At 45.3% G+C, this 24,949-nt stretch carries 21 protein-coding genes and 1 pseudogene; 16 read left to right on the top strand and 6 right to left on the bottom strand.

Going from position 1 to position 24,949, the window contains the following annotated elements:
• Positions 1-199 precede the first annotated feature (199 nt).
• The 9 genes from RID53_RS26710 to RID53_RS26670 all read left to right on the top strand — a co-directional run bounded on the left by RID53_RS26710 (position 200) and on the right by RID53_RS26670 (position 9,487).
• Complete coding sequence (locus RID53_RS26710) at positions 200-2,284, top strand: interleukin-like EMT inducer domain-containing protein (RefSeq protein WP_446390979.1); 2,085 nt, start codon at positions 200-202, stop codon at positions 2,282-2,284.
• A gap of 280 nt (positions 2,285-2,564) precedes the next feature.
• Positions 2,565-3,893 carry a cytochrome P450 gene (locus RID53_RS26705; protein ID WP_446390978.1) on the top strand — a complete coding sequence of 443 codons (1,329 nt, stop codon included), beginning with the start codon at positions 2,565-2,567 and terminating at the stop codon, positions 3,891-3,893.
• A 97-nt stretch (positions 3,894-3,990) separates the two neighbouring features.
• Positions 3,991-4,803 carry a pentapeptide repeat-containing protein gene (locus tag RID53_RS26700; RefSeq protein ID WP_446390977.1) on the top strand — a complete coding sequence of 271 codons (813 nt, stop codon included), beginning with the start codon at positions 3,991-3,993 and terminating at the stop codon, positions 4,801-4,803.
• Complete coding sequence (locus RID53_RS26695) at positions 4,775-5,032, top strand: hypothetical protein (RefSeq protein WP_446391025.1); 258 nt, start codon at positions 4,775-4,777, stop codon at positions 5,030-5,032. The genes RID53_RS26700 and RID53_RS26695 overlap by 29 nt, the downstream gene beginning before the upstream one ends.
• Positions 5,033-5,175: 143 nt before the next feature.
• Entirely contained in the window at positions 5,176-5,709 is a 534-nt protein-coding gene (locus RID53_RS26690) for a hypothetical protein (protein ID WP_446390976.1), read from the top strand.
• Positions 5,710-5,779: 70 nt separating this feature from the next.
• Positions 5,780-6,862: a DUF2235 domain-containing protein gene (locus RID53_RS26685; protein ID WP_446390975.1), complete on the top strand. Its 1,083-nt coding sequence runs from the start codon at positions 5,780-5,782 to the stop codon at positions 6,860-6,862.
• Positions 6,863-7,114: 252 nt separating this feature from the next.
• Complete coding sequence (locus RID53_RS26680; protein WP_446390974.1) at positions 7,115-8,278, top strand: alpha/beta hydrolase; 1,164 nt, start codon at positions 7,115-7,117, stop codon at positions 8,276-8,278.
• Between the two features lie 183 nt (positions 8,279-8,461).
• Positions 8,462-8,986, top strand: coding sequence for an SCP2 sterol-binding domain-containing protein (locus RID53_RS26675; RefSeq protein ID WP_446390973.1), 525 nt, complete (start codon positions 8,462-8,464; stop codon positions 8,984-8,986).
• A gap of 207 nt (positions 8,987-9,193) precedes the next feature.
• The gene (locus RID53_RS26670) at positions 9,194-9,487 is read left to right on the top strand and encodes a hypothetical protein (RefSeq protein ID WP_446390972.1); all 294 of its coding nucleotides are present in this window, start codon (positions 9,194-9,196) and stop codon (positions 9,485-9,487) included.
• 141 nt (positions 9,488-9,628) lie between these two features.
• Here the strand turns inward: RID53_RS26670 and glgB are convergent, their stop codons facing one another.
• The 3 genes from glgB to RID53_RS26655 all read right to left on the bottom strand — a co-directional run bounded on the left by glgB (position 9,629) and on the right by RID53_RS26655 (position 15,627).
• Complete coding sequence (glgB, locus tag RID53_RS26665; RefSeq protein ID WP_446391022.1) at positions 9,629-11,920, bottom strand: 1,4-alpha-glucan branching enzyme; 2,292 nt, start codon at positions 11,918-11,920, stop codon at positions 9,629-9,631.
• 196 nt (positions 11,921-12,116) lie between these two features.
• The gene (locus RID53_RS26660; RefSeq protein ID WP_446391021.1) at positions 12,117-12,368 is read right to left on the bottom strand and encodes a hypothetical protein; all 252 of its coding nucleotides are present in this window, start codon (positions 12,366-12,368) and stop codon (positions 12,117-12,119) included.
• Between the two features lie 307 nt (positions 12,369-12,675).
• The gene (locus RID53_RS26655) at positions 12,676-15,627 is read right to left on the bottom strand and encodes an NACHT domain-containing protein (protein ID WP_446390971.1); all 2,952 of its coding nucleotides are present in this window, start codon (positions 15,625-15,627) and stop codon (positions 12,676-12,678) included.
• 165 nt (positions 15,628-15,792) lie between these two features.
• On the opposite strand from RID53_RS26655, the gene RID53_RS26650 reads away from it, so the two are divergent.
• The 3 genes from RID53_RS26650 to RID53_RS26640 all read left to right on the top strand — a co-directional run bounded on the left by RID53_RS26650 (position 15,793) and on the right by RID53_RS26640 (position 19,316).
• A complete protein-coding gene (locus RID53_RS26650) occupies positions 15,793-16,647 on the top strand; it encodes a hypothetical protein (RefSeq protein ID WP_446390970.1) in 855 nt (284 codons plus the stop codon).
• Positions 16,648-16,996: 349 nt separating this feature from the next.
• Positions 16,997-18,871, top strand: coding sequence for a tetratricopeptide repeat protein (locus RID53_RS26645; protein ID WP_446390969.1), 1,875 nt, complete (start codon positions 16,997-16,999; stop codon positions 18,869-18,871).
• Between the two features lie 46 nt (positions 18,872-18,917).
• Positions 18,918-19,316, top strand: a complete 399-nt coding sequence (locus RID53_RS26640; RefSeq protein ID WP_446390968.1) for a pre-16S rRNA-processing nuclease YqgF — start codon at positions 18,918-18,920, stop codon at positions 19,314-19,316.
• A 119-nt stretch (positions 19,317-19,435) separates the two neighbouring features.
• Here RID53_RS26640 and RID53_RS26635 read toward each other — a convergent pair whose 3' ends face one another.
• A complete protein-coding gene (locus RID53_RS26635; RefSeq protein WP_446364933.1) occupies positions 19,436-19,699 on the bottom strand; it encodes a DUF3146 family protein in 264 nt (87 codons plus the stop codon).
• Between the two features lie 217 nt (positions 19,700-19,916).
• On the opposite strand from RID53_RS26635, the gene RID53_RS26630 reads away from it, so the two are divergent.
• The 4 genes from RID53_RS26630 to RID53_RS26615 all read left to right on the top strand — a co-directional run bounded on the left by RID53_RS26630 (position 19,917) and on the right by RID53_RS26615 (position 23,459).
• Positions 19,917-20,312 carry a hypothetical protein gene (locus RID53_RS26630; RefSeq protein ID WP_446390967.1) on the top strand — a complete coding sequence of 132 codons (396 nt, stop codon included), beginning with the start codon at positions 19,917-19,919 and terminating at the stop codon, positions 20,310-20,312.
• The gene (locus RID53_RS26625) at positions 20,299-21,762 is read left to right on the top strand and encodes a CIA30 family protein (protein ID WP_446390966.1); all 1,464 of its coding nucleotides are present in this window, start codon (positions 20,299-20,301) and stop codon (positions 21,760-21,762) included. The genes RID53_RS26630 and RID53_RS26625 overlap by 14 nt, the downstream gene beginning before the upstream one ends.
• 86 nt (positions 21,763-21,848) lie before the next feature.
• On the top strand, positions 21,849-23,060 hold the full coding sequence (locus RID53_RS26620) for an aminotransferase class V-fold PLP-dependent enzyme (protein ID WP_446390965.1): 1,212 nt from the start codon (positions 21,849-21,851) through the stop codon (positions 23,058-23,060).
• A gap of 195 nt (positions 23,061-23,255) precedes the next feature.
• Complete coding sequence (locus RID53_RS26615; protein WP_446390964.1) at positions 23,256-23,459, top strand: EF-hand domain-containing protein; 204 nt, start codon at positions 23,256-23,258, stop codon at positions 23,457-23,459.
• Positions 23,460-23,553: 94 nt separating this feature from the next.
• Here the strand turns inward: RID53_RS26615 and RID53_RS26610 are convergent.
• Positions 23,554-24,324, bottom strand: a pseudogene (locus RID53_RS26610) (Uma2 family endonuclease).
• A gap of 57 nt (positions 24,325-24,381) precedes the next feature.
• Positions 24,382-24,949 (bottom strand): Uma2 family endonuclease (locus tag RID53_RS26605; RefSeq protein ID WP_446390963.1); only part of this gene is annotated, 568 nt, incomplete at its 5' end.

Raw genomic sequence — 24,949 nt, 5'->3', positions numbered from 1 at the left:
TGCTGACCTAAACGCCGAATTTTACATCAACAGAGGGTTGAAACCATTGCCCATTGCCTATTCCCTATTGCCTCTCCCCACCACAAGACTTATTCAGCAGACCCTAAATAAACCCGCCCCGACTTGACAAATGACGAATGACAAATGACAAATGACGAATGACCAACTTTTCAGATGCGGGTGAAGGAAGAAGTAAAGCATGAACCATAATGAAGCCCATCTCCATATCACTGTCCAGTCGGCGGCTTATAACCAGGGAAATTCGGCTCGGATTACTGTCAATGACGAAGAATTCGGGTTTGATCCGTACAATCGCGGACTGAATGTGGCGGTTATCCATGAAGTAACGGGTCAAAAGCTGGGTAGCGCCACCTTTGATACCTTTGGTGATCCCAGTTGTACGATCGCCTTCACCGAATGGATGGAGAGTCTGCCTGTTGGTCGAATTGTGGCGATCGCGCTGAAGGATGAGGGAACTGTCTATCTGGATGAGCGGGCGAAAAATGCTTGTGCGGCGTTGGGGGCGTATTGGGTTTATTATCTCCAGTTTCGCAGTTCTTGGGCGATGATTGGTCAAAAGGGAGCGACACCGGGAACAGCAACTGAAGCGTTATCGGATGAGCATGGTGTCACCTGTTCTCGTTCCTTTACGCTCCCCTCCATTTTCGCGAACACGGCGGCAATTTCGGCGACATCGGCGGGCGGAGAGTACGGCTTTTTAACGCATATTAGCCGGAATGGATATGTAATCCCAATTAAGGGGGGATATCAGCGCGGGTTAAATGTGGTAGTCTTTGAACCTGCTACTGGGAAGCCCGTGTTGAGTGGTTCCTTTGACTTCTTGGCCGATGCGTCTGTTGCCGATGCCTTTGCCCGGAAAATTGAAGCGATACCCGATGGGAAAATTGTGGCGATCGCACTTAAAGATGATGCCAGTATCAATCTATCCCAAGCTGCCAAAGATGCCTGTCGCGCGATCGGTAGCCGTCTGATTGATGAATTGCAATTTCGCGGGGCTTGGTCAATTGTCGGCTATAAAGGCGCGTCTCCGGATTCAGTTATTGAAAATCTGAATAATTCTGGGTTCACGTCGGTTAAAGCCTGGATGCCTTTAGTTATACCCTGCCCAACTTGGCAGCCTCAACAGAAGCTACAACCTCCAGATTTACCCGAAAAAGGGATCTTTGGCAGTGCAATTGCTATGAGTGGCGAGACAGCGATTATTGGGGCGCGTTTGGCTCAAGTGAATGGTTCTCCGGCTGTGGGTAGTGCCTATATTTTCCAACATACGAACGGTGTGTGGACAGAAAAACAGAAACTCCACCCCTCGAACTTTGGGCATCAAGATGTCTTTGGCAATGCAGTGGCGATTCAGGGAAATCTGGCGATTGTGGGTGCTTATCTTACCGATTCTCCCGATCGCCCAAATACCGGGAGCGCTTATATTTTCCAACCGGAAAATGGCGTGTGGGTAGAAAAACAGAAACTCCAACCCGCTGATTTACAGGCAAATGACTGCTTCGGGAGTGCGGTAGCCATGGGTGACAATTTCGCGATCGTTGGTGCTTATACCGTAGACGCCGAAAGTCGTCCTGAAGCTGGAAGTGCCTATATTTTCCAGCTTGAGAATGGGATGTGGGTAGAAAAACAGAAACTGCAACCGGATGACTTACAACGCGGGGATGGATTTGGCGGTGCAGTGGCGATTAGTGGGGAAACCGCGATCGTCGGGGCGCGTCTTGCCAAGGCAGATGGCGGTCAATTTGCTGGGAGTGCCTATATTTTCCAGTTAGAAAATGGGGTATGGGTAGAAAAACAGAAACTGCAACCTGCTGACTTACAATATGGGGATAATTTTGGGAATGCGATCGCGCTCAGTGGCGAATTCGCGATTATCGGTGCTTATGGTGTCGATGCCCAACGGTATCCCGATACTGGCGCTGCCTACATTTTCCAACATGAAAACGGGGTGTGGCAACAAACACAGAAGCTGCAACCCACTGACTTACAACGTCGCCATGGCTTCGGCTGTTCTGTCGCCATTCAGGGACAAGTGGCTGTCGTCGGGACTTCTGATGCTGGAAGCGCCTACATTTTCCAACTCAATCAGGGAACATGGCAGCAAAAACAAACCTTATACTCCCCGGAGGTGCAACCCAAAGACGGGTTTGGGTATACCGTTGCCCTAAGTGATGGAGTTGTCATCACCGGGGCGCATAATGCAGATGCTCAAGGGCGCCCTTATGCGGGTAGTGCTTACATCGCATTTGCCAACGAAACGTGAAACTCTACCTCCTCCCCTGGCTCAGGGGAGTTGGGGAAGAATAAGCGGTTCAGTCTTTAAACCTTAATATCAAGAATGGCTCTCATCCTTGTCGTGCGTTTAGCGAAGCCATGCCGAAGGCTTTAGCGAAGCCATGCCGCAGGCTTTGCATCTTGCTCGCTACTAATCTGAAGTTCCCCCGGGCGGTACAATATACCGCTCAATAGGACAACTGGATAACCTCTTCAATTAAAATAAAGCAATGAGATAGCCTACCCTAACTACACGACCTCCGACACTCATGAGTGCAACTATTAGCCCAAAAACCTTGCCCTTACCTCCCGGTAGTTTTGGTCTACCTTGGATTGGCGAAACTCTTGGTTTTTTATTTGATCCTGATTTTGCCGTTAAACGGCAACGCAAGTATGGCTCAATTTTCAAGACTAACATCTTAGGGCGACCAACAGTTGTTATGGTGGGGGCAGATGCCAATCGCTTTATCCTCTCTTCCGATATGGATTGCTTCTCCTGGCGCGAGGGGTGGCCCGATACGTTCAAGGAACTGTTGGGAGAGTCTCTATTTGTCCAAGAAGGGGAGGAACATAGGCGTAATCGTAAGTTATTAATGCCAGCGTTTCACGGCAAAGCGTTGGCAAATTATCTAGAGACAATGGATAGCCTCATCCAGGAGTATCTCAAAAAATGGGAACATCTGGGTACGTTCACCTGGTTTCCCGAACTCAAACAGATGACATTTGAGATTGCGAGTATCCTTCTTGTGGGCAGTAAACCCGGAGAAAATATGGCACAACTATCGCAGTGGTTTACGCAACTGACATCAGGTTTATTTGCCGTACCTTTACGCTGGCGCTTTTCGACTTATGGTAAGGCATTGGCAGCACGGGATAAGTTATTAGACTACATCGAACAAACGGTGCGAAAGCGACAGCTATCCCCTGCCCAGGATGCCTTGGGGTTGCTGGTACAGAGTCGGGATGAGGAGGGAAATGCCCTCTCCATGAACGAACTCAAAGCCCAAACGCTACTGCTGTTATTTGCGGGACACGAGACAACGACATCCATGCTGACATCTTTGGCTATGGCATTGGCGCAGCATGAAGATGTGTTAGCCAAAGCGAGGACAGAACAGCAGCAATTCACAACAGAGGGTGCTGTCACCTTCGAGCAATTGAAGCAAATGCCGTACCTAGAACAGGTATTGCGGGAAGTCGAACGCCTGTATCCTCCTGTGGCTGGTGGATTTCGAGGAGTGGTGAAGTCGTTTGAGTATCAAGGCTACCACATTCCCGCAGGTTGGCAAGCCCTCTATCGGATTCAAGGCACCCATCAAGATAGTGAAGTCTATACCAATCCAGAGCAATTCGATCCCGATCGCTTTTCACCCGAACGGGCAGAACACAAGCAACAGGAGTTTAGTTTAGTTGGTTTTGGTGGTGGACCGCGCATTTGTTTGGGACTGGCATTTGCTCAGATGGAAATGAAGATTTTTGCTGCTCATTTACTGCGTCATTATCGTTGGGAATTGCTGCCTAAGCAAAACCTGACAATGGATGCCATACCCACTTTACATCCTCGTTCTGGGTTACAGGTAAGGTTTGGTAAGCTTTAAGCTGCAAAGAAAAATTTTTGTAATAGGCAAAGCGATCGCTAAATTCTTTACTGGTAGAGAGGGCAGACTGAATAAACAAGTGTAACAATTTCCGGCAATGCTCAAACTCAAATCACTAGGCTTATCCATGATTGCCGCCTCAGTTGTCTTAGGCAGTCAAGCCCTTGCGTCGGTTCCTGCGTCTCTCTCTGATCGTAGACTTCAGCCGGATGGCGATCGCCTATCCCACAACGAGAGCGCGACCCTTGCTCACCCACACCGTGAAACCCTCATCAGGGGTATGGGGGCGATTGTGATGGTTGCCGGTGGAGTCTTCCTGTTGCTCAATTTTCGCAGGGCCAACAGAAATACAAAAACAGCCGACCTCAGTGGTGCCGACCTCATCAATGCCAATCTCAGTGGTGCCGACCTCAGTGGTGCCGACCTCATCAATGCCAATCTCAGTGGTACCGACCTCAGTAGTGCCAACCTCAGCGGTGCTGACCTTATCAATGCCAATCTCAGTGGTACCAACCTCAGCGGTGCCAACCTCAGATATGCCAACCTCAGGGGTGTCAACCTCAGATATGCCAACCTCAGTAGTGCCAACCTCAAATATGCTAATCTCAGCGATGCCGACCTCAACTGTACCTTACTCAGCGATGCCAACCTCAGCGATGCTAACCTCAGTGGTGCCTTGCTATTTTTTGTAAATTCACGCGAAGTTCAGAATCTTGAACCGCTTCAACTACAGGCGCAACATAAGCCTTTTTTATGTAATGTTGCACTGCCTTCCTACTCCCATCAACCAAAAGTGAATCCCAATCGCGACTGCGATCGCATTCCCCAACTTTTGAGCGATCGCTACAATATTTCACTCGAAGAGGCTCAAGGGATAGTCAATGAAGCTCGACAACACCGATGGGACTAGCAAAAACTGGCACAATCAGGACTGTTTCATTCTAGGAGAACGATTGAAATTGTCTGGGACAGATGAAGATGAACTCTATCTAGCTATGGACTGGCTATTGTCTAGGCAAGAGGAAATAGAAAAAAGTTTAGCGTCTATCCATCTGGTAGAAGCAGCATTAGTCCTCTATGATGTCAGCTCAACGTATTTTGAAGCGTACAGACGCGCCATGGCGCTACTACATAACTGATTCAACTTGTTTTATTAAGAAAAACAAACGAAGGTTGGCTTAGGGGGAACTCATCAGACATTATAGAAACTTGAGTGTTAGTGATTCATTAAGCTGAACGGTCTTTTTGAGCAATTATTTGCAGAATTTATAGAGGGTGAACTATGACCAGTCAATCTCAATCCGGGCAATCCGTTTTGACTCGTTCTCGTGATGTAACGATTATTAATATTGATGCGCGAGTTAACGATGATGACAATCCCGTCATTAAATATTTAACACCGGGTACCTACGAGGTTCAGTTTATTGGTCAATCTCAAGGTGGTATGTATGATGCCTGGAGTCGTTGGAGTTTTGTCTATGAATGTGAAGAAAATGGCGAAAATTGTACTACTGGATGGCTCAATGAATACTACATAACCTCCAGTGAATTTATCGTTAGTGTACCCACGACAGGTATATATGCAACACCAGAACTCGCTCGCTCGAAAGCAAAAAACACCTCATTTACCCTAAAATTTGGCAGTGAGGTCAGCTTTTTCATCAGTGATGACCTACTGGCGGATAATCAGGGGGGAGTCTCTTTACTGGTCAAACGACAAAATATTCGTCAACCCCCTTCATTACTGGGAAATTTAGTGTTAGTCGGGTTACTGATTGCTTCAGTTGCGCTAACCTGGTTCATCTTAGATCCTTAAATTAGTCACTCTAGCCAAGGGAGAATCTACCGTTTATGCCAATTCAGTTTTTTTGGAGTAGAGATAATTAATGAAGCGTCTGGTTGTTTGTTGTGATGGAACCTGGCAAAAACTAACGAGTCCTTATCCCACGAATGTGGTTAAGATTGCCCAAGCGGTTAAAGCAACCTGTAGTCAAAATATTCCCCAGCTTGTTTTTTATGATGAGGGCATTGGTACAGAAAACCCTTTTGCCAAGCTTTTGGGTGGAGCGTTTGGCAAAGGAATTGATCGAAATATACAAGACGGCTATCGCTTTCTTTGCTTAAACTATGAACCCGGTGATGAAATTTATTTGTTTGGGTTCAGTCGCGGTGCTTATACCGTTCGCAGTTTAGCGGGAATGATCTTTAACTCAGGGCTATTACCGCGAGAAAAGATCCGCAAAGCGCCTGAGGCTTACGAGAACTATCGCTCCCGTAAGGGTGAGGATAAACCCGATGCCTACAAGATGGAAAAGTTTCGCCAAGACAATAAATCTGAGCAAGTTCCAATTACACTGCTTGCTTGCTGGGATACCGTTGGTTCTCTAGGACTCCCTGATTTATCGCCGCTTTTTGCCTTTGACCAACAAATTAACCAGAAATACGCCTTCCACGATACCTCATTAAGTCCGATTATTAAGAATGCGCTACATGCTGTTGCTATTGATGAGCAGCGTCAGGTTTTCAACGTTACCCCCATGGAGATAAGCCGCAGGAGCGAATATAAGGGTCAACCTGTGGATCAATTCTTACGTCAAGTTTGGTTTCCCGGCGTTCACGGATCAGTAGGTGGTGGCTCTCAAGAACAAGCTGGTTTATCCGATGGAGCGTTGCTGTGGATGATTGAATCCATTGAGCAATTGCGTCAGCAACAACGTCTGGGATTGGAACTTGATCCAACCGTCATCGAATATGGTATTCACCCTGATCCAACTATCATGTTCAGTAATGAACCGCAGAGTTTGATCGGTCGATTAACATTCAAAACTGGACAGATAACCCGCACAGTAAGTGATGACTTTAATGAGCTGCATGAGAGTGTTAAACAACGGTGGCAAAAAGTTTTTGACTACCGACCTACCAATCTGGGAAAATTCAAGGCTTTATTAGATAAACACGGAGAGCAATAGATACTTCCCTAACTTTATTATGGGTAACATAAATCCACAGACAAAGAATTATGATACCCGGAGCCAAGAATTTCCCGATCAATTCATAAATCAGTCGGGGTGGGTTTAGTCACATTTTGATGAAAGCAGAAATGATAGCAGTTAAACCCGCCCTGATACAATCAAATTCAGGTTTTCTTGAGGCAAACCAAAGGTAAAACCTAGATTTTTATGTCAGCGAAGCCCACTATCAACCTTCTAAACTGAAACACCATGATTACTCCAACGGCTGATCAAATCGCTCAAACCAAAAAAGCGATTGAAAATTATTACATTTCCTGGTTCTATCATCCAGACAAACGGGAAGGAGTGGCTCCTTTTTATCAGATGCATGAACCGGGAGAATCAATTCACGGAACAGTGATGATTTTTCATGGCTTTTCTGCTAAACCGATGCAAATGTTTCTGGTGGGTGACTATCTCTTTCGCAACGGGTTTAATATCTATCAAATTCCTTTAGCGGGTCATGGGTTTCTGCCACCTGATAATTATTGGCCCCAAGTTGACCTCAAGCCAGAATTTCGTGATCCTCTGCGGGAAGAAGCCAGAAAAGATGCCGTTTTAGATCTTTTCTTGTCCAATCGTGATAATAAATCACCCAAGCAATTTCAACGATTGACCACGTTTCAGAAGATGGCGCTGATTGGTCGAATCATCAAAATGGCACCCCAGCTATTGGATATGGCATTGGCAATTGAGCGACCCAATGACTCTGATTTTGATCGCTATTTCACATCGTCCCATCTGAATTATTTGACCAATGCCCAGGAACGTCTGACAGAACTGGATGCGATGCCAGGACCAATATATACGGTAGGACTTTCTGTCGGTGGTGCCGTTGCCTTAGGTTTGGCGGCATCTCGACCTGATCGGATTAAAAAGGTGGTAGCTTATGCTCCCCTTTTGGAAGTATCTAATGAAGTTAATGAGCGTTACATTAACCTCACGGGTCCCTTAGACTTGAGGGAATTTTCTTGGGAACAAAACATTAGTTTTCCGGTTGGCTGTTTAACCGCTGCTAACCGTTTTGGTGCTTTTGTTCGGAGTGATAAAAACCGAGAAGCGTTAGAGAATATTCCTACATTTTTGGTATTAACGGAGAACGAAGACGCGGCTGATCTGAAAACTAACCAGAGATTCTTTGACCAAATCGGGGCGAAAGGCAAGGGACACTGCTACTATCTCTATCCAGCCAGTGACCTTGTACCTCATCCTATGGTAGACCCGATGGAAGTGAGTCAGGGAATGACGAATCGTTTCTGGAAGAGTTTGTATCAGGAAACCTTCCGCTTCTTGACGACAGGAGAGGTTGATACGGATAACATGAGCAACCTTGAGGAAGCACCGGATTTACCGCCGATGCCGACTTATTCGTAACGGGAAGCTGGGGAAGCTGGGGAAGCTGGGGAAGCTGGGGAAGCCGGGGAAGCTGGGAGAGATGAGTAAGTTAACTCAAAACTCTACCTTACCTATTACCTATTACCTATTGCCCATTGCCTATTGCCTATTCCCTGTTCCCTGTTCCCTAACATAAGACGAATGACATAAGACATAAGACAAATGACAAATAATGAACAGTTAGCACAATGGTTATATCGCCTTGTAGAAATCCTGCGTAGCCAAGGAAATTCGACATGGCGCAGGTTGGTTCAGACTGTTTCTGGCAAAACGGCTGTCATTGAACTAGATGGAACTCAGTTACAACTGTGGGCGCTGGGAGAGGAACAGTTGCAGGTTCAAATCGAATCCCTAACCGAACCCCAAGCCGTTCACTTTTGCAGCGATGCTGAAACCCTGAGAGATATCATAACGGGGGCTATGACATTGGATGCGGCGGTAATGAGTGGCAAAATTTATGTTAGGGGTGATTTACCCGACTTACTGGGTATCAATCAAGTCGTCATGGGCATTTTAGCCGACAGTGCGATTAATTTACAGTTACAACGCCTCTGGAACGAATTTGATCACCTCTGGTTCCATCCCCCCTCTCCTCCCCCTTGTCAATCCCTTGACCAACAAAAACCATCCTGTGGTTATCTGATTAACCAGATACCCGCCGATGTACTCAGTATTGAAGTGGATTGACATCACCCGAAAGGGCGATATACACTGAGTTTTCGCCGTCTGCTTGGTAAATTTTACGGAGTTTTACCAAGATTCTTAATGAAGATTTAAGATTTTTGACAATTTCGGTTATTGGCGGCGATCGCGCCTATTCTGATATACAGAGCGCTGATTAACGGCGACGCTAACGTTCTGTTCACTCACTTGCCATACCGAGCTAATTATTTTATGACTACTCTACCTACATTGATTCGTTCCCTTGCTTTAACCGCCCTACTCAGCTTTATTGCTCCCGTTGTCCTCTTCTTGGGATTTTTCGCCTTTCTATGCACTATGAGCTGGGTTCCTGGCTTGGAAACCCTGGGTCAAACAGGCGCAAACGATTTGTTACAGTTTTTGGCGATTTTTGGGAACGGCTGTTCCGTGGAAGGGCTGATCGTGATTGGCTTAACCTGTAGCTTTGTGGCAGCCTTATTTGATACCTACGCCTTCTATAGCTATCAGCATCTTAACGACCACTAATATCGACCATTGTAACCAATGATTTCCTATATTCGGTTAGATTACCTTGGGCAACCTGGTTATGGTGCAGCCAATCTCCCGTCATCAACCTGACGGGAGACTTTTAGCTAACCAGGAGCCTGAACCCAATTTTTCAATCAATCAAGACTGATCTGATCCCAGGGCGGCGGCTGTCTTCTCGCGATTGAGCTTGAGAATTAACACACCCAGGGGAGGTAAGCACAAATCCAACGAATAGGGTTGATTGTGGAACCACCATTCATCCGTCCACTTACCGCCTAAATTCCCCATATTGCTCCCACCATACTCGCGAGCATCACTGTTAAACAGTTCCGTGTAGAAGCCCATTTCTGGAACCCCGATCCGATAGTGGCTATGGGGCTGAGGTGTGAAATTGCAAACCGTGACCACAAACTCTTCAGAATCCTTAGCACGGCGGATAAATGCCACCACGCTATGGCGATTGTCACTACAATCAATCCATTCAAACCCGGCTTCGGCATAATCTTGGGTATAGAGGGGAGATTCTCGTCGATAAACCTGATTCAGATCACTCAGAAACAGCTTCAACTGCTGATGGGGTTCGTATTGTAGTAAATGCCATTCTAAATCGCCCCAGACATTCCACTCACTCCACTGACCGAACTCCATGCTCATAAACAGGGTTTTCTTGCCGGGATGAGTGAACATATAGGTAAATAAGCAACGGACATTGGCAAACTTTTGCCACTCATCCCCAGGCATTTTGCCCAGCATGTTGCTCTTCCCATGCACAATCTCATCGTGAGACAGCGCCAGCATGTAGTTTTCGGCATGGTGATACCACATACTGAAGGTGATATTATTTTGGTGGAACTGGCGGAACCAAGGGTCCATGTGGAAATAATCCAGCATGTCGTGCATCCACCCCATGTTCCACTTCAAATTAAAGCCCAATCCGCCAACGTAGGTGGGCCACGACACCATGGGCCAATCCGTTGATTCTTCGGCAATGGAGAGGATACCCGGAAAATAGCTAAAGATTACATGATTCGCCTGTCGCAGGAAATCGGCGGCTTCAATGTTCTCCCTTCCCCCATACTGGTTCGTCACCCATTCTCCCGGTTTACGACAGTAGTCCAGGTAAAGCATCGAGGCGACAGCATCCACACGAATTCCATCGATGTGGTATTTGTCAAACCAGAACAGGGCGTTGGATACCAGGAAGTTACGGACTTCGTTACGGTTGTAGTTGAAAACTAAGGTTCCCCACTCTTTATGTTCACCTTTGCGGGGGTCAGCATGTTCATACAGGTGAGTCCCATCAAAGAAGGCTAAACCGTGACCATCTTTGGGGAAATGACCCGGTACCCAGTCCACAATCACGCCAATCCCGTTCTGGTGACACTGATCCACAAAATACATGAAATCGTCGGGTGTGCCATAGCGAGAGGTGCAGGCAAAGTATCCGGTAACCTGATACCCCCACGAACCATCAAACGGATGCTCGGCGACGGGGAGTAACTCAATATGGGTAAAACCCAAATCTTTAACATACGGAATTAAGCGATCTGCTAATTCCCGATAGGTGAGAAATCGCGCTCCCGGTTTGAGATCAGACACCATAACCACGGGTTCAGGCTTGCCATCCGCGCCAATAGCGGGTTCGGCTGAAGAACCATGCAGCCATGAGCCTAAATGCATTTCATAGATAGAAATTGGCTGAGTCAGCGTATCGGTATGGCGGCGCTGCTCCATCCAGTCTTGATCATTCCAGGTGTAGGCATCAAGATCGGCAACAATCGAGGCGGTTTTGGGGCGGATTTCTTGGCGGAAACCATAGGGGTCAGATTTTTCGTAAATATGCCCGTCGTAGTTTTTGATTTCATACTTGTAATGGTCGCCAACTGCCACTTCTGGGATAAACAGTTCCCAAATTCCCGTGTCACCTTTCCGCATTTGGTGCTTGCGCCCATCCCAGTGGTTAAAATCACCTAAAACCGAAGCGTTGCGAGCATTTGGAGCCCAAACTGCAAAGTAGACACCCTGAACTCCATCTATTTCCGTGGGATGGGCTCCTAGTTTTTCGTAGATGCGATGATGATTCCCTTCGGCAAATAGATGCCGATCCAAGTCGGTTAAGCGGGGCGAACGGAAGGCATAAGGATCATAGATCACCCGCTCATGTTCGCCTTCCTTGAGGCGTAATTGGTAGTTTGCCAGTTCTTCGATATCGATCTGACATTCAAAAAAGTGGGGATGATGCACTGATTGCATCGGATAGTCTTGGCGTTGTTCTGGTAGCACAACCCACACGGCGTCAGCATTGGGGAAATACACCCGTACTGCCCAGGTGGTCTTTCCATCCTGTTCTAATCGGTGTGGACCGAGGACTTCAAAGGGGTCGTGATGTTGATTCCAGACAATTCGGTCAATCTGTTCAGGGGCAATCATGGGAAACATCGAGGTATCTACTTCAGTGAATGGAAAATGGGTGTTAAATAATTTTAATATTTATATACTTTTTTGATTTTTTCTACACATTTGGCGAAAATTGGGGTATATGAACGGATTATAGCCTGTCGATTGGGTCATGTATCCAGCGCTACCCTTGAGGACAGAGTGGGACTTCCAGGGTTTTCGGCTTCAGCTAAAATGGGGTGACTGTCCGCACGAAATCCAGCAGTTGCAGCAGAAAAACAGTTTGCTGGATCTCAGGATCGAGTTCCGGGGGAGTTTCGCGCTGGGCTAATTCGGCTTTAAGTTGGGCGTATTCGGCGGCGGTAAGCGGTTCCCCATCGATAGGCGATCGCGCTTCGGTGATTATCTCGGTTCTCAACACCTCTTCGGGTAAGTCATCTGGGGGAGGTAACGCCAAAGTCGGTTGAGCCACCCAACCCATTAGTCCCAGACAGATACTAAAAAATATACCCTTTTCCACGCTTTTAAGCTAAAAATAGTTTTCAGTGTACAGACCTAACATACTATATCTGTTTTGAGTTCGCGATCGCTTCCCTAACGCTTCACCCATCCGTTATGAATAAAGCAACCCACTCGCGTTAAACCGCCTTGGGTTCAAACCCAAGGAACCAAAAGCTCAAGTAAGCTTTAGCTTACTACATTCAACACTTTGAACCCATTTTCACGGGTTTTAGCTTTTAGCCCGAACTTTAGCGTAAGTTAGCTCCCTCACCAGATACCGTGAAAATTTAGAAAATTTCTTCTTCTTCTTCGGTATCCGCGACAAGATTAATTTCTTGTCGTATCCACCGCCAAATAAAGTCTTGTTGTTCAGGTGAGAAGCCACATCGATCCATCTCAGCTTGCACTTTATCGTCGGCTACTGGCTCAAAACGTGCGATCAATATCCAGCGGATGCCACCGAAAAAATACCAATCATTTTCTTGAATAATGTTACGGGTGGAAGAAAAATGATTGTGGCATGATTTTTGATCTAATTCTAACGTTGTAGATAATAATGCAAATACTCCAAATATAGTATCTGAACCTTGATTTAAAGAATTCTGTAAATTATCCCCATAAAAAAAACTAAACCTAGATAAGATTGCTGTGTCATATTGAATAATCCTGATCCAAGGTAGTGAAGAGTCAAGCAAAAGTTTGCCTATTTTTTTTAAGTCATTTAGCTGGCTCTCAACGCCTGTCATTTCGTTGTATAAGTCGCGGTATTTATTCATGAAACCAATTAAACATGCAGCAACCGAAGCCCAGGCAGATGGAAATATAGCAAATATTACCTCACGAAAAATACTATCTACACCATGCCAATTAATCAAGTTTTCCAGAGAAGCTTTTTCATGGAGCCAAGCTTTATGGCAAAGTATAAAGTATTTGGGATACAGTGGCTCCATGCAGTCAGAACAAGCATCGAAAATTTGTCTAGAGAGATTTCGCCAAACATGGGAGATGATTTCAAAAATAACAAGGGTTTCAGGTTCACTACTATTTTTGCATCGTTCGACCAGTAATTTCTCTAAAGTATCCGCAATAGTTACCCGATTCTCATGTACAGCATTGAGCATTAATAAAGTTGTTCCGGATTTTATAAAATTCAGGGAAGTCCACGCTGGATAAGACTCTATATAGATCAGTTTCGACTCAGAATATAGTAAGTATTCAATACAAGCTGTGGCAATCTTCCGAGTCACCTTGGGACTGGGAACCATAAACTCTAAACATCGTGCCGCAAAAGACAGTAAATTTTCTACTTCCTCCCCTTCAGCCTCACGAACAGCATAAAGGACAGTAGTGAGTAATTTATCCCCAGCCCCTTCTGAATTCTTACCTTTGATCTGAAAAGCCAATTGTGCGACAACATCCCATTCCTTCTTGGCAATCTTGGGCAAAAGAAACTCCGCTAACTCCTTAGCTGTCTCCTGAGTTCTAAACAAATAGAGTGCGGTAAAATATTCTAGAAAAGTACGATGGGTAAATTGATAGAGTTCCTCACCATCTGCCGTTGTTCCTATCCCCGTAAATACCCACGCCCGTCCCCGACAGAATTGGATAAACTCACGCGCAGCCCTTTCTGCTTGATCGCGGTCATCAAAACGATGTTCTAACAAATATTCAGAGAGTTTAACAATAAGCTGGTGTTCGGTTACGCCTCCCTGTAAACCTTGATCATCATAAAGCCAATGGGCAAGGTATGCAATCGCTGGTCGAATATTATCCTCAAAGCGAAACTCAACCGGAATATCTCGATTTTTATCCCATTTCTCAAACAACATTTCGGCGCATTTTTCATACACCTCCGGGCGATTCCGGGGAATGTAACCTTCGCGCCGATAGAGGTTACACATCAACGCTAACATTAGCGGGTTAGAACGCAAATCGGAGACAAATTTGCTCTCCTTGAGAAAGGCTTCTGCCTTTTCTTCCGGTTCTTCGTTGACATTAAACCATGTCTTGACATATTCTCTGACTTGATTTTCATCAAAAGGAGCCAGCCGAAAAACCTCAAATTTTTCTGGATCAAGAGGTGCTTGGTCATACCCCACTTCTCTGGATGTCACCAGCACAGGGACTGAGGGATAAAGATTACAGAATAATTCAATATCACTGCTAATTTCCCGGCGATAGCGAGTATCCAGCAGTTCGTCTAATCCATCAAAAATAACCACAACTCGACCCGTCAAGAGTAAATAGTCAAAGGCTCCAGATGGTGGCGGTGTTTGATAATCAGAATTCGCTTTTGTTTCGATATATTGTACAATGGAACAGTTGATTTGTTTTTTCTTTGCGCCATAATCCCGCAGGATGACCAGAATTGGTGTCACTTGTCTACCCGCAAAGGGGCGTTCTGAATAGCAGGTTGCCAAAACATGAGCGAATTTCTGGGTAAAGGTGGATTTACCGCCACCCGGATTTCCCAGTATAACAGCGCGATAAATGCTATCGAGAAACGTTGTAATTTTTAGGGATTCTGGTTGATTGGTTTGTTTGGTGGGAGTTGGGATAAAGTTGGGGCAAACATAGAGACGATTGATCGGGAGTTTCTGCGCCTTGTCGAAATCGGGAGGAATGATATATTTGTGGCGTTCACCAACTTGCTGGCGATAGTTTTCCTCAAAGGTTAGAATTGCTTTAATATCGGGTTTTTGTGGTGCTGTTAATAGGTTAAGCGTCTTTTGAATTGTCGCAATTTCATCCCGCACGATTTGATGACGGAATGCTGATTTTGCCTCATGCGCGGAAAGTCTACCCCTGTCAATCGCGATTTGTAGCGCTTCTTCACATCCCTCAATCAGATCATCTAAAATTAGATTTGCTGCGTCTTGCAGTTCAGATTCTGGGATGTTGGTATAGTAAGAGAATGCGGCTAACCATTCCTGACGGATTAGTTCAAAATTATTTTGTGGATGATCTGAAAGTTGGGCGGCGTAAATTTGACGGACGATGGTTTCGGCGGGTGGAGATTCCAAAAATAAGCAAATTTGGTCAATTTCGGCGGGTTCATAACATTGGATTTGTTCTGATACTGTCTCGGCGGCTTTTTGGAGAATGGGTTGTAAGGCTGTTTCATTGAGTTTCCGGCGTTCTAGGATTTCTTTGCCAATGAGATGCTTTCCTACCTGACGACTGACTGGTGTGAGAAGTGGGGAGAGTCCTTTGGCAATTAGGGTTAAGTTTGGCTCCATGGTTGTATGCTAGGGGAGTTATGATAGGAATAGTTCTATAGTAGTAGATGCGTGAGTTTGATCGGCGCTAAAGCGCAACTACAAGCGCAACTACAAGCGCAACTACAAGCGCAACTACAAGCGCAACTACAAGCGCAACTACAAACCTTTTTATGACAGGGAATTATGAAGGTTAGTTTTGGATTTGGGTACATCGCCAGCCTGATTCTATTGGCTAGTTATCCGGTGCTGACAATATTGACAGAAGCGACTCCGGCTGTAGCGGATGATACGGGAGTGATTCGGAAAGTTGTACTCCTGGATTTATGGGAAAGGGGGAATGGGTTTCGGTTGTCTCCAGAAGTTACCCAAATTACAGTTGTTGAAAATTATGCGATCGCGCACTGGTTTTGGGACAATGTGGCTGGGGAGACGGTTGTGATTAATCAGAATAATCAATGGCAGGCGATCGCGTCAACTCAAACTCCATTTACTCCTAGCACCCTGGCTAACTATGGGATTCCTCGTGAGACGGCGCGACAGTTAATTAATCGCGATCGCGCTAATCCGAATACACCCTCAGAACAACCTCCGGTAGCGAATCTATTCACCCCTGTCTTACCGCAACTCCAGCAACAAACCGACACGTTGATTTTATTACCCAGCCAAATGCCGAAGTTTAGACAGCGGATTTATGTGAATAGTTTTAGGTCACCGAATACTTATAGTGTTGCCTTAAGTTTAAAGCAAAACTGCAATGGAATGCCCGATTGTACTGTAGGTGCATTTAGCGCCACGCCAGTGAATTCCAACTATTCTCCCGGTGATGGATTCATCAAAAAAATTCCGCTCACCAACGATATCTGGGGATACTTTACACCAAGTCGATGCCAGAGTATTTGTACACCAGCGGTGATTGAATGGGTGTGGCGAGATACCCATTACCGAATTGCCTTAAAAGGGATGGGTACAGATGTTAATCGAGCCGAAGCGATGATGGTCAACATTGCTAATTCTGCGATTGAAGCCGGACCCCGTTAACATCCTTATAAGTGGGTGGACATAAAGTTAACGGTTGAGATTAGGGAACTCTTAACAGGGAACAGTAAGGGTTTGAGGACGATTCAAAAAACTTAATACAGTGCCGTTTTATTTTGTCAGACTACTTATCAGTTAAAGACTTACATTTTGGTACGACATGAAAAGGTTTTAACCCGTTTTAACGGGTTTTAGCTTTTAGCCCGAACTTGAGTTCAGGGATTGAATTCAGGGCTGACTCTTGGCTGCAAATGCCCACCCGTTAACAATAGGCGAAAAAGCAGATACCATAAATCAAGTGCTTGGGCATTCTGCCCTCTGCATACAAGCCCTCTGCCTTATGCTTGCTTTTATGACAAACTCTGTACCATTACGCGATCGCTGTTTTCAACTGATTGATGAAATTGTCGCCGCGACGCTGAAAGGAAAAATCCGATCCAAGCGACAGGTTTACCAAACGCTGGCGTCAGGTGTCAGCAGTGGAACCGGGGAAATCTTTGAACGCTGTCTGGATGAACGCCACAACACCACTCAGGAACAAATCGATAATCCAGAGAGTGAACTCAAACAAGCTAAAGCGATACGGGCGCAACGGGCGCTGAATATGATTAGCAGTGAATGGGAACGAGTACAGCAGGAGAATCAAGTATCTAAGGCGATCGCAACCGCTATCCAGGGAATTACCCAAGCTGATCAGAGTGAACGGTTGAGCGCTTGGCTACGGGCGATCGATCCGAATCGAGAACCTGTCCTGAATCTATCTCAATTGGCTCAATTAGCCAAAACACTTCAGCAGGAAGCCTCCGCTAGTTCCGACAGCGATCGCGCCAGGGAACTTGAACAGCTAGCCCAAGGAATTACTGGGGGGTTAGCCGCTTGGGGCAATTTAGAAAACGATTTAGTAAGCTGGATTTATGAGCAAAGTCAGGGTTCCTTGGGATTTGAAGAACTGGCTGAACAACGAGGACCTTGGGGACTTTGGGCAAAAAAAGTGAATCGTCCTCTACCTAAGTCATTGTTCCAAGCGCTGGCGTATAATCAACCCCTCGATGAATGGATTCGCCAACAACCAACCTTAGAACTAGATACTTGGGTGGAATTAACCGTGGTTCTGCAATGGTTACAACGTCGGTTAGTTCAGTGGTTTGATCAACGAGTCTATAACTCCAAAATGGGGGCGAGACTTTCGATTTCCACCTTTATCGTATTTGCAGTAATCTGGTCACAAATTGCCCTGGCATTAAATCAAGCAACGGTTCCCCAACGAGAACGTTTAGTGGATAGTTGTTTTCAGGCGACGTTGCAAATTCTCCGCACGTTTGCCCAACGGGAGTATTTTCCCCTGTATGGCGGTGTTTTTGCCTCCTTAAGTGGAAATTATCTGCGGAATGCGATGGATTACCTGGATGAACCCTTACGGCGCGTCGAGGGAACCGAAGAGAAAGCGCGAATTCTCACCTTATTAGGCTATTCCCAACGGGCGCAAGGTCGATATAATCGAGCCATACAATTCCATGAGCAAGCTTTAGAGATTGCCCGTTCAGCGAGCGATCGCGTCTGTGAAATTGCTAACTATAATCATTTAAGCCGTATTTGTGTGGCACAGAAAAATTATGCCGAGGCAATTAATTACAGCCAACGGGCATTAATTTTAGCACGGCAAGCCGGGGATAAATTAGGCGAAGCCAACGCCTTAGCGAATTTAGGCTATAGTGAGGTCTTTCAAGCCCAACAGCAAGCCCTTGATCCTGATATCTACGAAAGCGCGATCATGTACCTGCAACAAGGGCGGCAATTATTAGAAAAATTAGGCGATCGCCAAAGTCAAGCCCTGTGTTTATGTAGTTTAGGCATTGCTTATGTGGTCATGCAAAAACCGCAAGAAGCGATTACCTATTTAGAACAAGGGTGGCAAGCCGCACAATTTTCTGGGGATTTATATTTGCAGGGACTCAATTTAGCCTATCTAGCCCAAGCCTATTATCAGTTACAAAACTGGAGTAAAACGATTTACACAGGTAGCTTGGGCGGATATTTGTTAGAGCAGATTGGTACAGAAGACTGGCGCAAAGCTGTAGGATTATTGACGATTTTGCAGGGGCAATTGGGAGGAGAAGCATTTCAAGATTTATTGCAGCAGCAGCGGTCAAAAATCATTCCCTTAATTGGGGTAGATGGATATGATTATCTGCCAGAATTATTGGAAAAATATCGAAATTTGATGTGATTTATCATTTGTCATTACCGTTAACTTTAATTGTACCCACCTACTTATGATATTAGGGTTTGACCCAGGACGAGATAAATGTGGTTTAGCCGTAAAAGGGAAAGACCAAAAGATTTCCTATCATCAAGTGATACCATCAGATCAGGCGATCGCAACCATTAAACAACTATCTCAGCAGTTTCCCATCGAGACAATTGTCATGGGGAACCAAACCACCTCTAAGCAATGGCAAGGGAAAATTCGTGAAGTCATTTCCGCTCCTATTCCCATTGTCTTAGTCGATGAACGCTATAGTACATTAGAAGCCCGCGATCGCTACTGGCAAATGTATCCCCCCAAAGGACTCCAACGCCTAATTCCCCAAGGGATGCGCCAACCGCCTCGACCGATTGATGATATTGTCGCTATCTTGTTGATTGAGCGCTACTTACAAACTCAGACCTAAAAATTAGTCAGGGCAGGTTTTGAACAAACGTTATCATCAATAGCGATACCAAAGTCCCTAAACCCGCCCCTACAAACCATGTTTCCTCGAAAGCTGTGAAGGGTTAACCCTCAACACTCTTATAATTCCGCCCGAATAGTAAACGCATAATCTCCTCCTGGTTCCAACTGGTAATCGCAACGTTCTAAAAATCGACCCAGTGGTTCTTGAATTAAAGCACGTCCCAAAGCAGGTCTGACGACTAACTGACCTTGACGGAAACGCCATTGAAACTGCCACTCATAAGCAGCCGCTTGAACTTCTCCCTCGATTTTGCCCCGTTGCCAAGAGTGCTGGGTAATCCGAACGTAGGCAGTGGTTTCCGGTAAATTCTTAGAACTCACAGCTAAACCTATTCAGCTTAAACATTATTCTGGATGCAGCTTAGGGCGCACAAGTCCCGATTCGAGCATTTTATACTAAACTACCGGAAAATCCGTGATTGTCAACTCTAGAACTGAAACCGTGACCGATGAGTATTTCGAGAAGCTCAAGACCAAGTATCCATCAAGGCACAGTAAACGACATGGCTGTCTGGGAGAGAAGTGAGTACAATAAACGATGAATCCTCAAATTATTGATAACCATGGGTCAATCTTAGCAAGAAAAGTTATGCCAAAAACTCACCCCCCCGTCAAACTGCGCTTGTGGACTATTGAAGAGTACCATCGAATGGCTGAAGTGGGCATTTTGCAGCCCGATGAATCGGTTGAATTAATTGCAGGACAGATTATTAAAAAAATTAGTCCCCAAGGAAGTCCTCATGCGGCGTCAATTAGACGCACGGATCGGGTATTTAGTCACCGTTTGACAGAGCAAGTGCTGATCCAGAAACAACTTCCGATTCAATTAAATCACAAGACGATTTGCGATCGCTACAGCGGATTCATCCCCCTTGCCAAATTCGGTACACTGAAAAAAATAAATAGTATAGGAGGGGATAATGACCCAGAATAATCGCTCCCAATGGGATGCTGGTCGATTTGTCAAAACATTAGCTTACTTTGAGGTAATCCCTTTTATTAGCTGTTTAAAACGCTTATTTTCAGGTAATACACAACATCATAAACCAAGCCAAAGTGGAGGAAAACGATTGGGTAAGATACTGGTAGCAGGTGCAACGGGTGGCGTCGGGAAGCGAGTCGTGCGGCGTCTAATGGAACGGAATTATCCGGTACGCGCTTTAGTCAGAGATAGTCAGCGAGGGCGGGAAATGCTGGGAGATAAGGTGGAACTATTTGAAGCCGATATCACGATCCCAGAAACCTTAACTCCTGCCATGATGGAGGGTATCTCCGCCGTTATTTGCTGCACGGGTGTTCGGGTGCAACCTGTGGAAGGAGATACGCCAAACCGGGAAAAATATTATCAAGGCATTAAATTTTATATGCCAGAAGTGGTTGATAGTCCCGAAATTGTAGACTATCAAGGGATTAAAAATTTAGTTCAAGTTGCGGCACATCATCTCGAACCCGGAAAACAACTCATTTTTGATTTCAAAAATCCCTCAGATGACGTAAAAGAAACCTGGGGGGCTGTGGATGATGTCGTGATGGGTGGTGTGAGTGAAAGCTCAATTCGTCTAATTGATAATGCGGCATTATTCAGTGGCACAGTATCGACAAAAAATTCGGGTGGTTTTGTTTCTGTTCGTACCCGTAATTTCGAGCCACCTTTAAATTTAGCCGGATATGAGGGGATGGAACTTCGCGTTAAAGGCGATGGACAACGGTATAAGTTTATTCTGAGAACAGAATCAAGGTGGGATGGCATTTCCTATTGCTACTCATTTGATACTGAAAAAGATACCTGGATTGATGTTCAGGTTCCCTTTGAGGCACTAATCCCTGTCTTTCGTGCCAAAACTCTCCAGGATGCGGAACCCTTTGATCCGAGTCATATTTACGCCGTGCAATTGATGCTGAGTAAGTTTGAGTATGATGGCGCATTGAATCCCCACTTTGAACCCGGAACATTCTCCTTACAAGTAGAAACAATCAAAGCTTACAATGGTTCGACTTTACCCCAATTTATTATGATTAGTTCTGCTGGCGTTACCCGTCCAGGGCGTCCCGGAATTAACTTAGAAGAAGAACCACCAGCCGTGCGAATGAATGACCAATTAGGCGGAATTCTCACCTGGAAGCTGCGGGGAGAGGACGCCGTGCGGGAAAGTGGTATTCCTTATACAATTATCCGTCCTTGCGCTTTAACTGAAGAACCCGGTGGTAAAGGTTTAGCCTTTGAGCAAGGCGATAATATTCGAGGCAAAGTCAGTCGCGAAGATATTGCTGAACTGTGCCTTCAGGCGATAGAACAATCCCAAGCTTGTAATATCACCTTTGAAGTGAAAGAAACAGAAACAGATTCTCTCAATTGGGAGCAGTTATTTGCTAGCCTAAACTAACACGTCTTCAAAAATAGTTTGTAGTTGCGCTTCAGCGCCATCAGCGTTGAGCCGTGACTACAAACGCTTTCTCAAAAATCTTGATTATGTTAAAGGTTTATCCCCGCCTCAATCTGGATATTCGCTTCAGCGATATCATCCTAAATTTATTATCCTTTTTAACCATTCCTGATCGAGAAAAACAAACCCATGAAATTCAGTCATTTTGGCAAAGTAAAAAAGAGGTAATCGTTACTCTCTCAGTGAGAACCTCCCTGGATTTGCTGTTGCAATCATTAAATCTTCCGGCAGGTTCAGAAGTCTTAATGAGTGCCGTTAATATCCGGGATATGGTTGAAATTGTGAAACGACATGGACTTATCCCCGTTCCCGTTGATATTTCCTTAGATACACTGGCACCTTCTCTAGAATTACTAGAGGATCAGATTTCTGAACGGAGTCGATTGTTCATTATTGCCCATTTATTTGGAGCGATTACGAATTTAGCCCCCTATGCTAAACTCTGTAGAAAACATAATATTCTTCTGATAGAAGATTGCGCTCAAGCATTTGCCGGGTCTAAGTATTATGGCTATCCAGATGCCGATATCAGTTTTTTCAGTTTTGGTTCGATTAAGTCTTGTACAGCTCTTGGGGGAGCCGTGGCTCTGGTTGGGGATAAACAACTAGCTAGGCAAATAAAATCTATCGAGCAACAGTATCCGGTAAGGAGTGAGACTTGGTTTTTCAAACGACTGCTCAAGTATTTAGGCTTGAAATTTTTCTCAATTCCTTTAATTTATGGCACTCTCATCGCTTGTCTCAAATTACTGAATCAAGACGTTGATCGAGTTATTAATTCATTAACACGAGGATTTTCGCAGGGAGATATTTTGACAAACATCAGATATCGACCTCCACGTCAAATGCTCTCTCTGTTAAACCGACGATTAAGAATCTGTAATCACCATCACTTTGAACAAAGGCGGTTCAATGGACAGCGATTTCTCTCTCTACTTCCATCTGAAATTATTTGTCCCGGTCGTCAAGCAGAGTACCATTCATTCTGGGTTTTTCCGATCCTTGTCCCGAATCCAGAATTGCTCATGACACAACTGAGAGTGAATGGATTTGATACAACTCGCGGGACAACAAGTTTAACCTGTATCGATCGTTCTTATGATAAAAACCAACTCCCTGCTGTATATCCCCTACAGGGAAAACGCTTGATTGATCAAGTTCTTTATCTGCCAGTAGCTGCATCTTTTTCAGACAAAGAACTTCAGGATCTGGCAGAATTAGTTAATCAATTCATTTGAAATGAAAGCAGCCGAAACAGGTTCTTCCGATTAGCATCATTTGTTTTCGTCCCTAAATTCAGACAACGCCGCAAACTTTTCTGAATGAACTTGACAGATGGCACATTTTATTGTTTTTTTTAGAAAATAAACGGGAATGAAGTTTAGGAACGTGCTTTAAAATTGGCGAAAATGAATCAACAAAACGCAAAGACAATGAACGACGCTGAAATCGAACGACTTTGGCAAGCCTTCAGAGTTTTCGATGAAGATGGTAGTGGTGAAATTTCCGCTGACGAGTTAGGTGCCGTTATGCGATCGCTGGGTCAAAATCCCACAGACGCTCAATTGCATGACATGATGCAAGATGTAGACGTAGGGGACTTGCGGCTTAATAATATACCAATCAAGCTTGGCTGAGTTGATGAACACAGCTTTCCTCACTGGTACTTTATTTTTACGCAGCTCCCTTACCACAGATGGAGACGTACTGAACTGAAAACCGCGATCGCACTTACTCCACATCATCAGGTTCAACCCCCAACTCCCGCAATCGTGTTGCTAATCGTTCTGCCCTTTCCCGTTCCGCAACTGCCCTTTCCTGCGCCTGGATAGCCTCTTCTTCCGGCGTTAAAATCAACTCTCCCTCAACCGTCATCCACCGTAACCACAAACGGTTAATTCCTCGAAAACTTCCCTGCCATAGTCCTAAACTTAACGCTAACTCCGGCATCAATAAGCGATTATCAACCAAACTTACTGGTTCGTAATGACCCCCGACTAACTGAAACGCCTGAAGTTCATTGGTATAGCGACTAAAAATAATTGAGTACGGAATCCGCAAAATCTGTTCATAAACCTGCCACTTTGTCGGCGGATTTCCTGGTGTTTGCAATGTTCGACCCAAATCTTCTTCTTGTGTACCGGGAGACAATAATTCCACCACTACATAAGGATTGATTACTTCTTGCCACACCACATAACTTAAGCGTAAATCCCGCCCTTCATACAACCGAGGTGTTCCCACCACCCCAAACCAATCTGGGCGTTTGTACCACTGACTATGGTTTACATCATAGTAAAGATTCAAATCGCAAGCCGAAAACACCAACTCCGGATTCCAGTTAGGGGGTTGAAAGGTGAGAAATAACAACAAGGGTTGTAAAAAATGAAACTCGTCTGGCTATCCAGGTTCCTACGGGTTGTCACTCGGTAAATCATACATCGTGTGTAAGGTTTGCCGAGGTGTAAGGGGCGGGTCAGTTTGAGTTGGAAGATTAACCATAAGTAGTCAGACTTTCATTAAAGTTAGCGGTTGAGATCATCTTTCGTCATTTCGCACTTATTCCACATCATCGGGTTCAATCCCTAACTCCCGCAATCGTGCTGCTAATCGTTCTGCCCTTTCCCGTTCTGCTATTGCCTGTTCTTGTGCCTCTACAGCCCGTTCTTGCGCCTGGATAGCCTCTTCTTCCGGCGTTAAGATCAACTCTCCCTCAAGTGTCATCCACCGCAACCACAAACGGTTAATTCCCCGAAAACTTCCCTGCCATAACCCTAAACTTAACCCTAACTCCGGCATCACTACACGATTATCAACCCGACTTACTGGTTCATAATGACCCCCGACTAACTGAAACGCCTGAAGTTCATTGGTATAGCGACTAAAAATAATCGAGTACGGAATCCGCAAAATCTGTTCATAAACCTGCCACTTTGTCGGTGGATTTCCAGGGGTTTGTACTGTTCGCCCCAAATCTTCCTCTTGTGTACCGGGAGACAATAATTCCACCACTACATAAGGACTGATGACTTCTTGCCAAGCTACATAACTTAAGCGTAAATCCCGCCCTTCATACAACCGAGGTATTCCCACCACCCCAAACCAATCTGGGCGTTTGTACCACTGA

Origin of the sequence: Coleofasciculus sp. B1-GNL1-01, assembly GCF_040220235.1 — a bacterium.
Classification (GTDB): domain Bacteria; phylum Cyanobacteriota; class Cyanobacteriia; order Cyanobacteriales; family Coleofasciculaceae; genus Coleofasciculus.
This window is presented reverse-complemented; position numbering and strand designations above follow the sequence as displayed.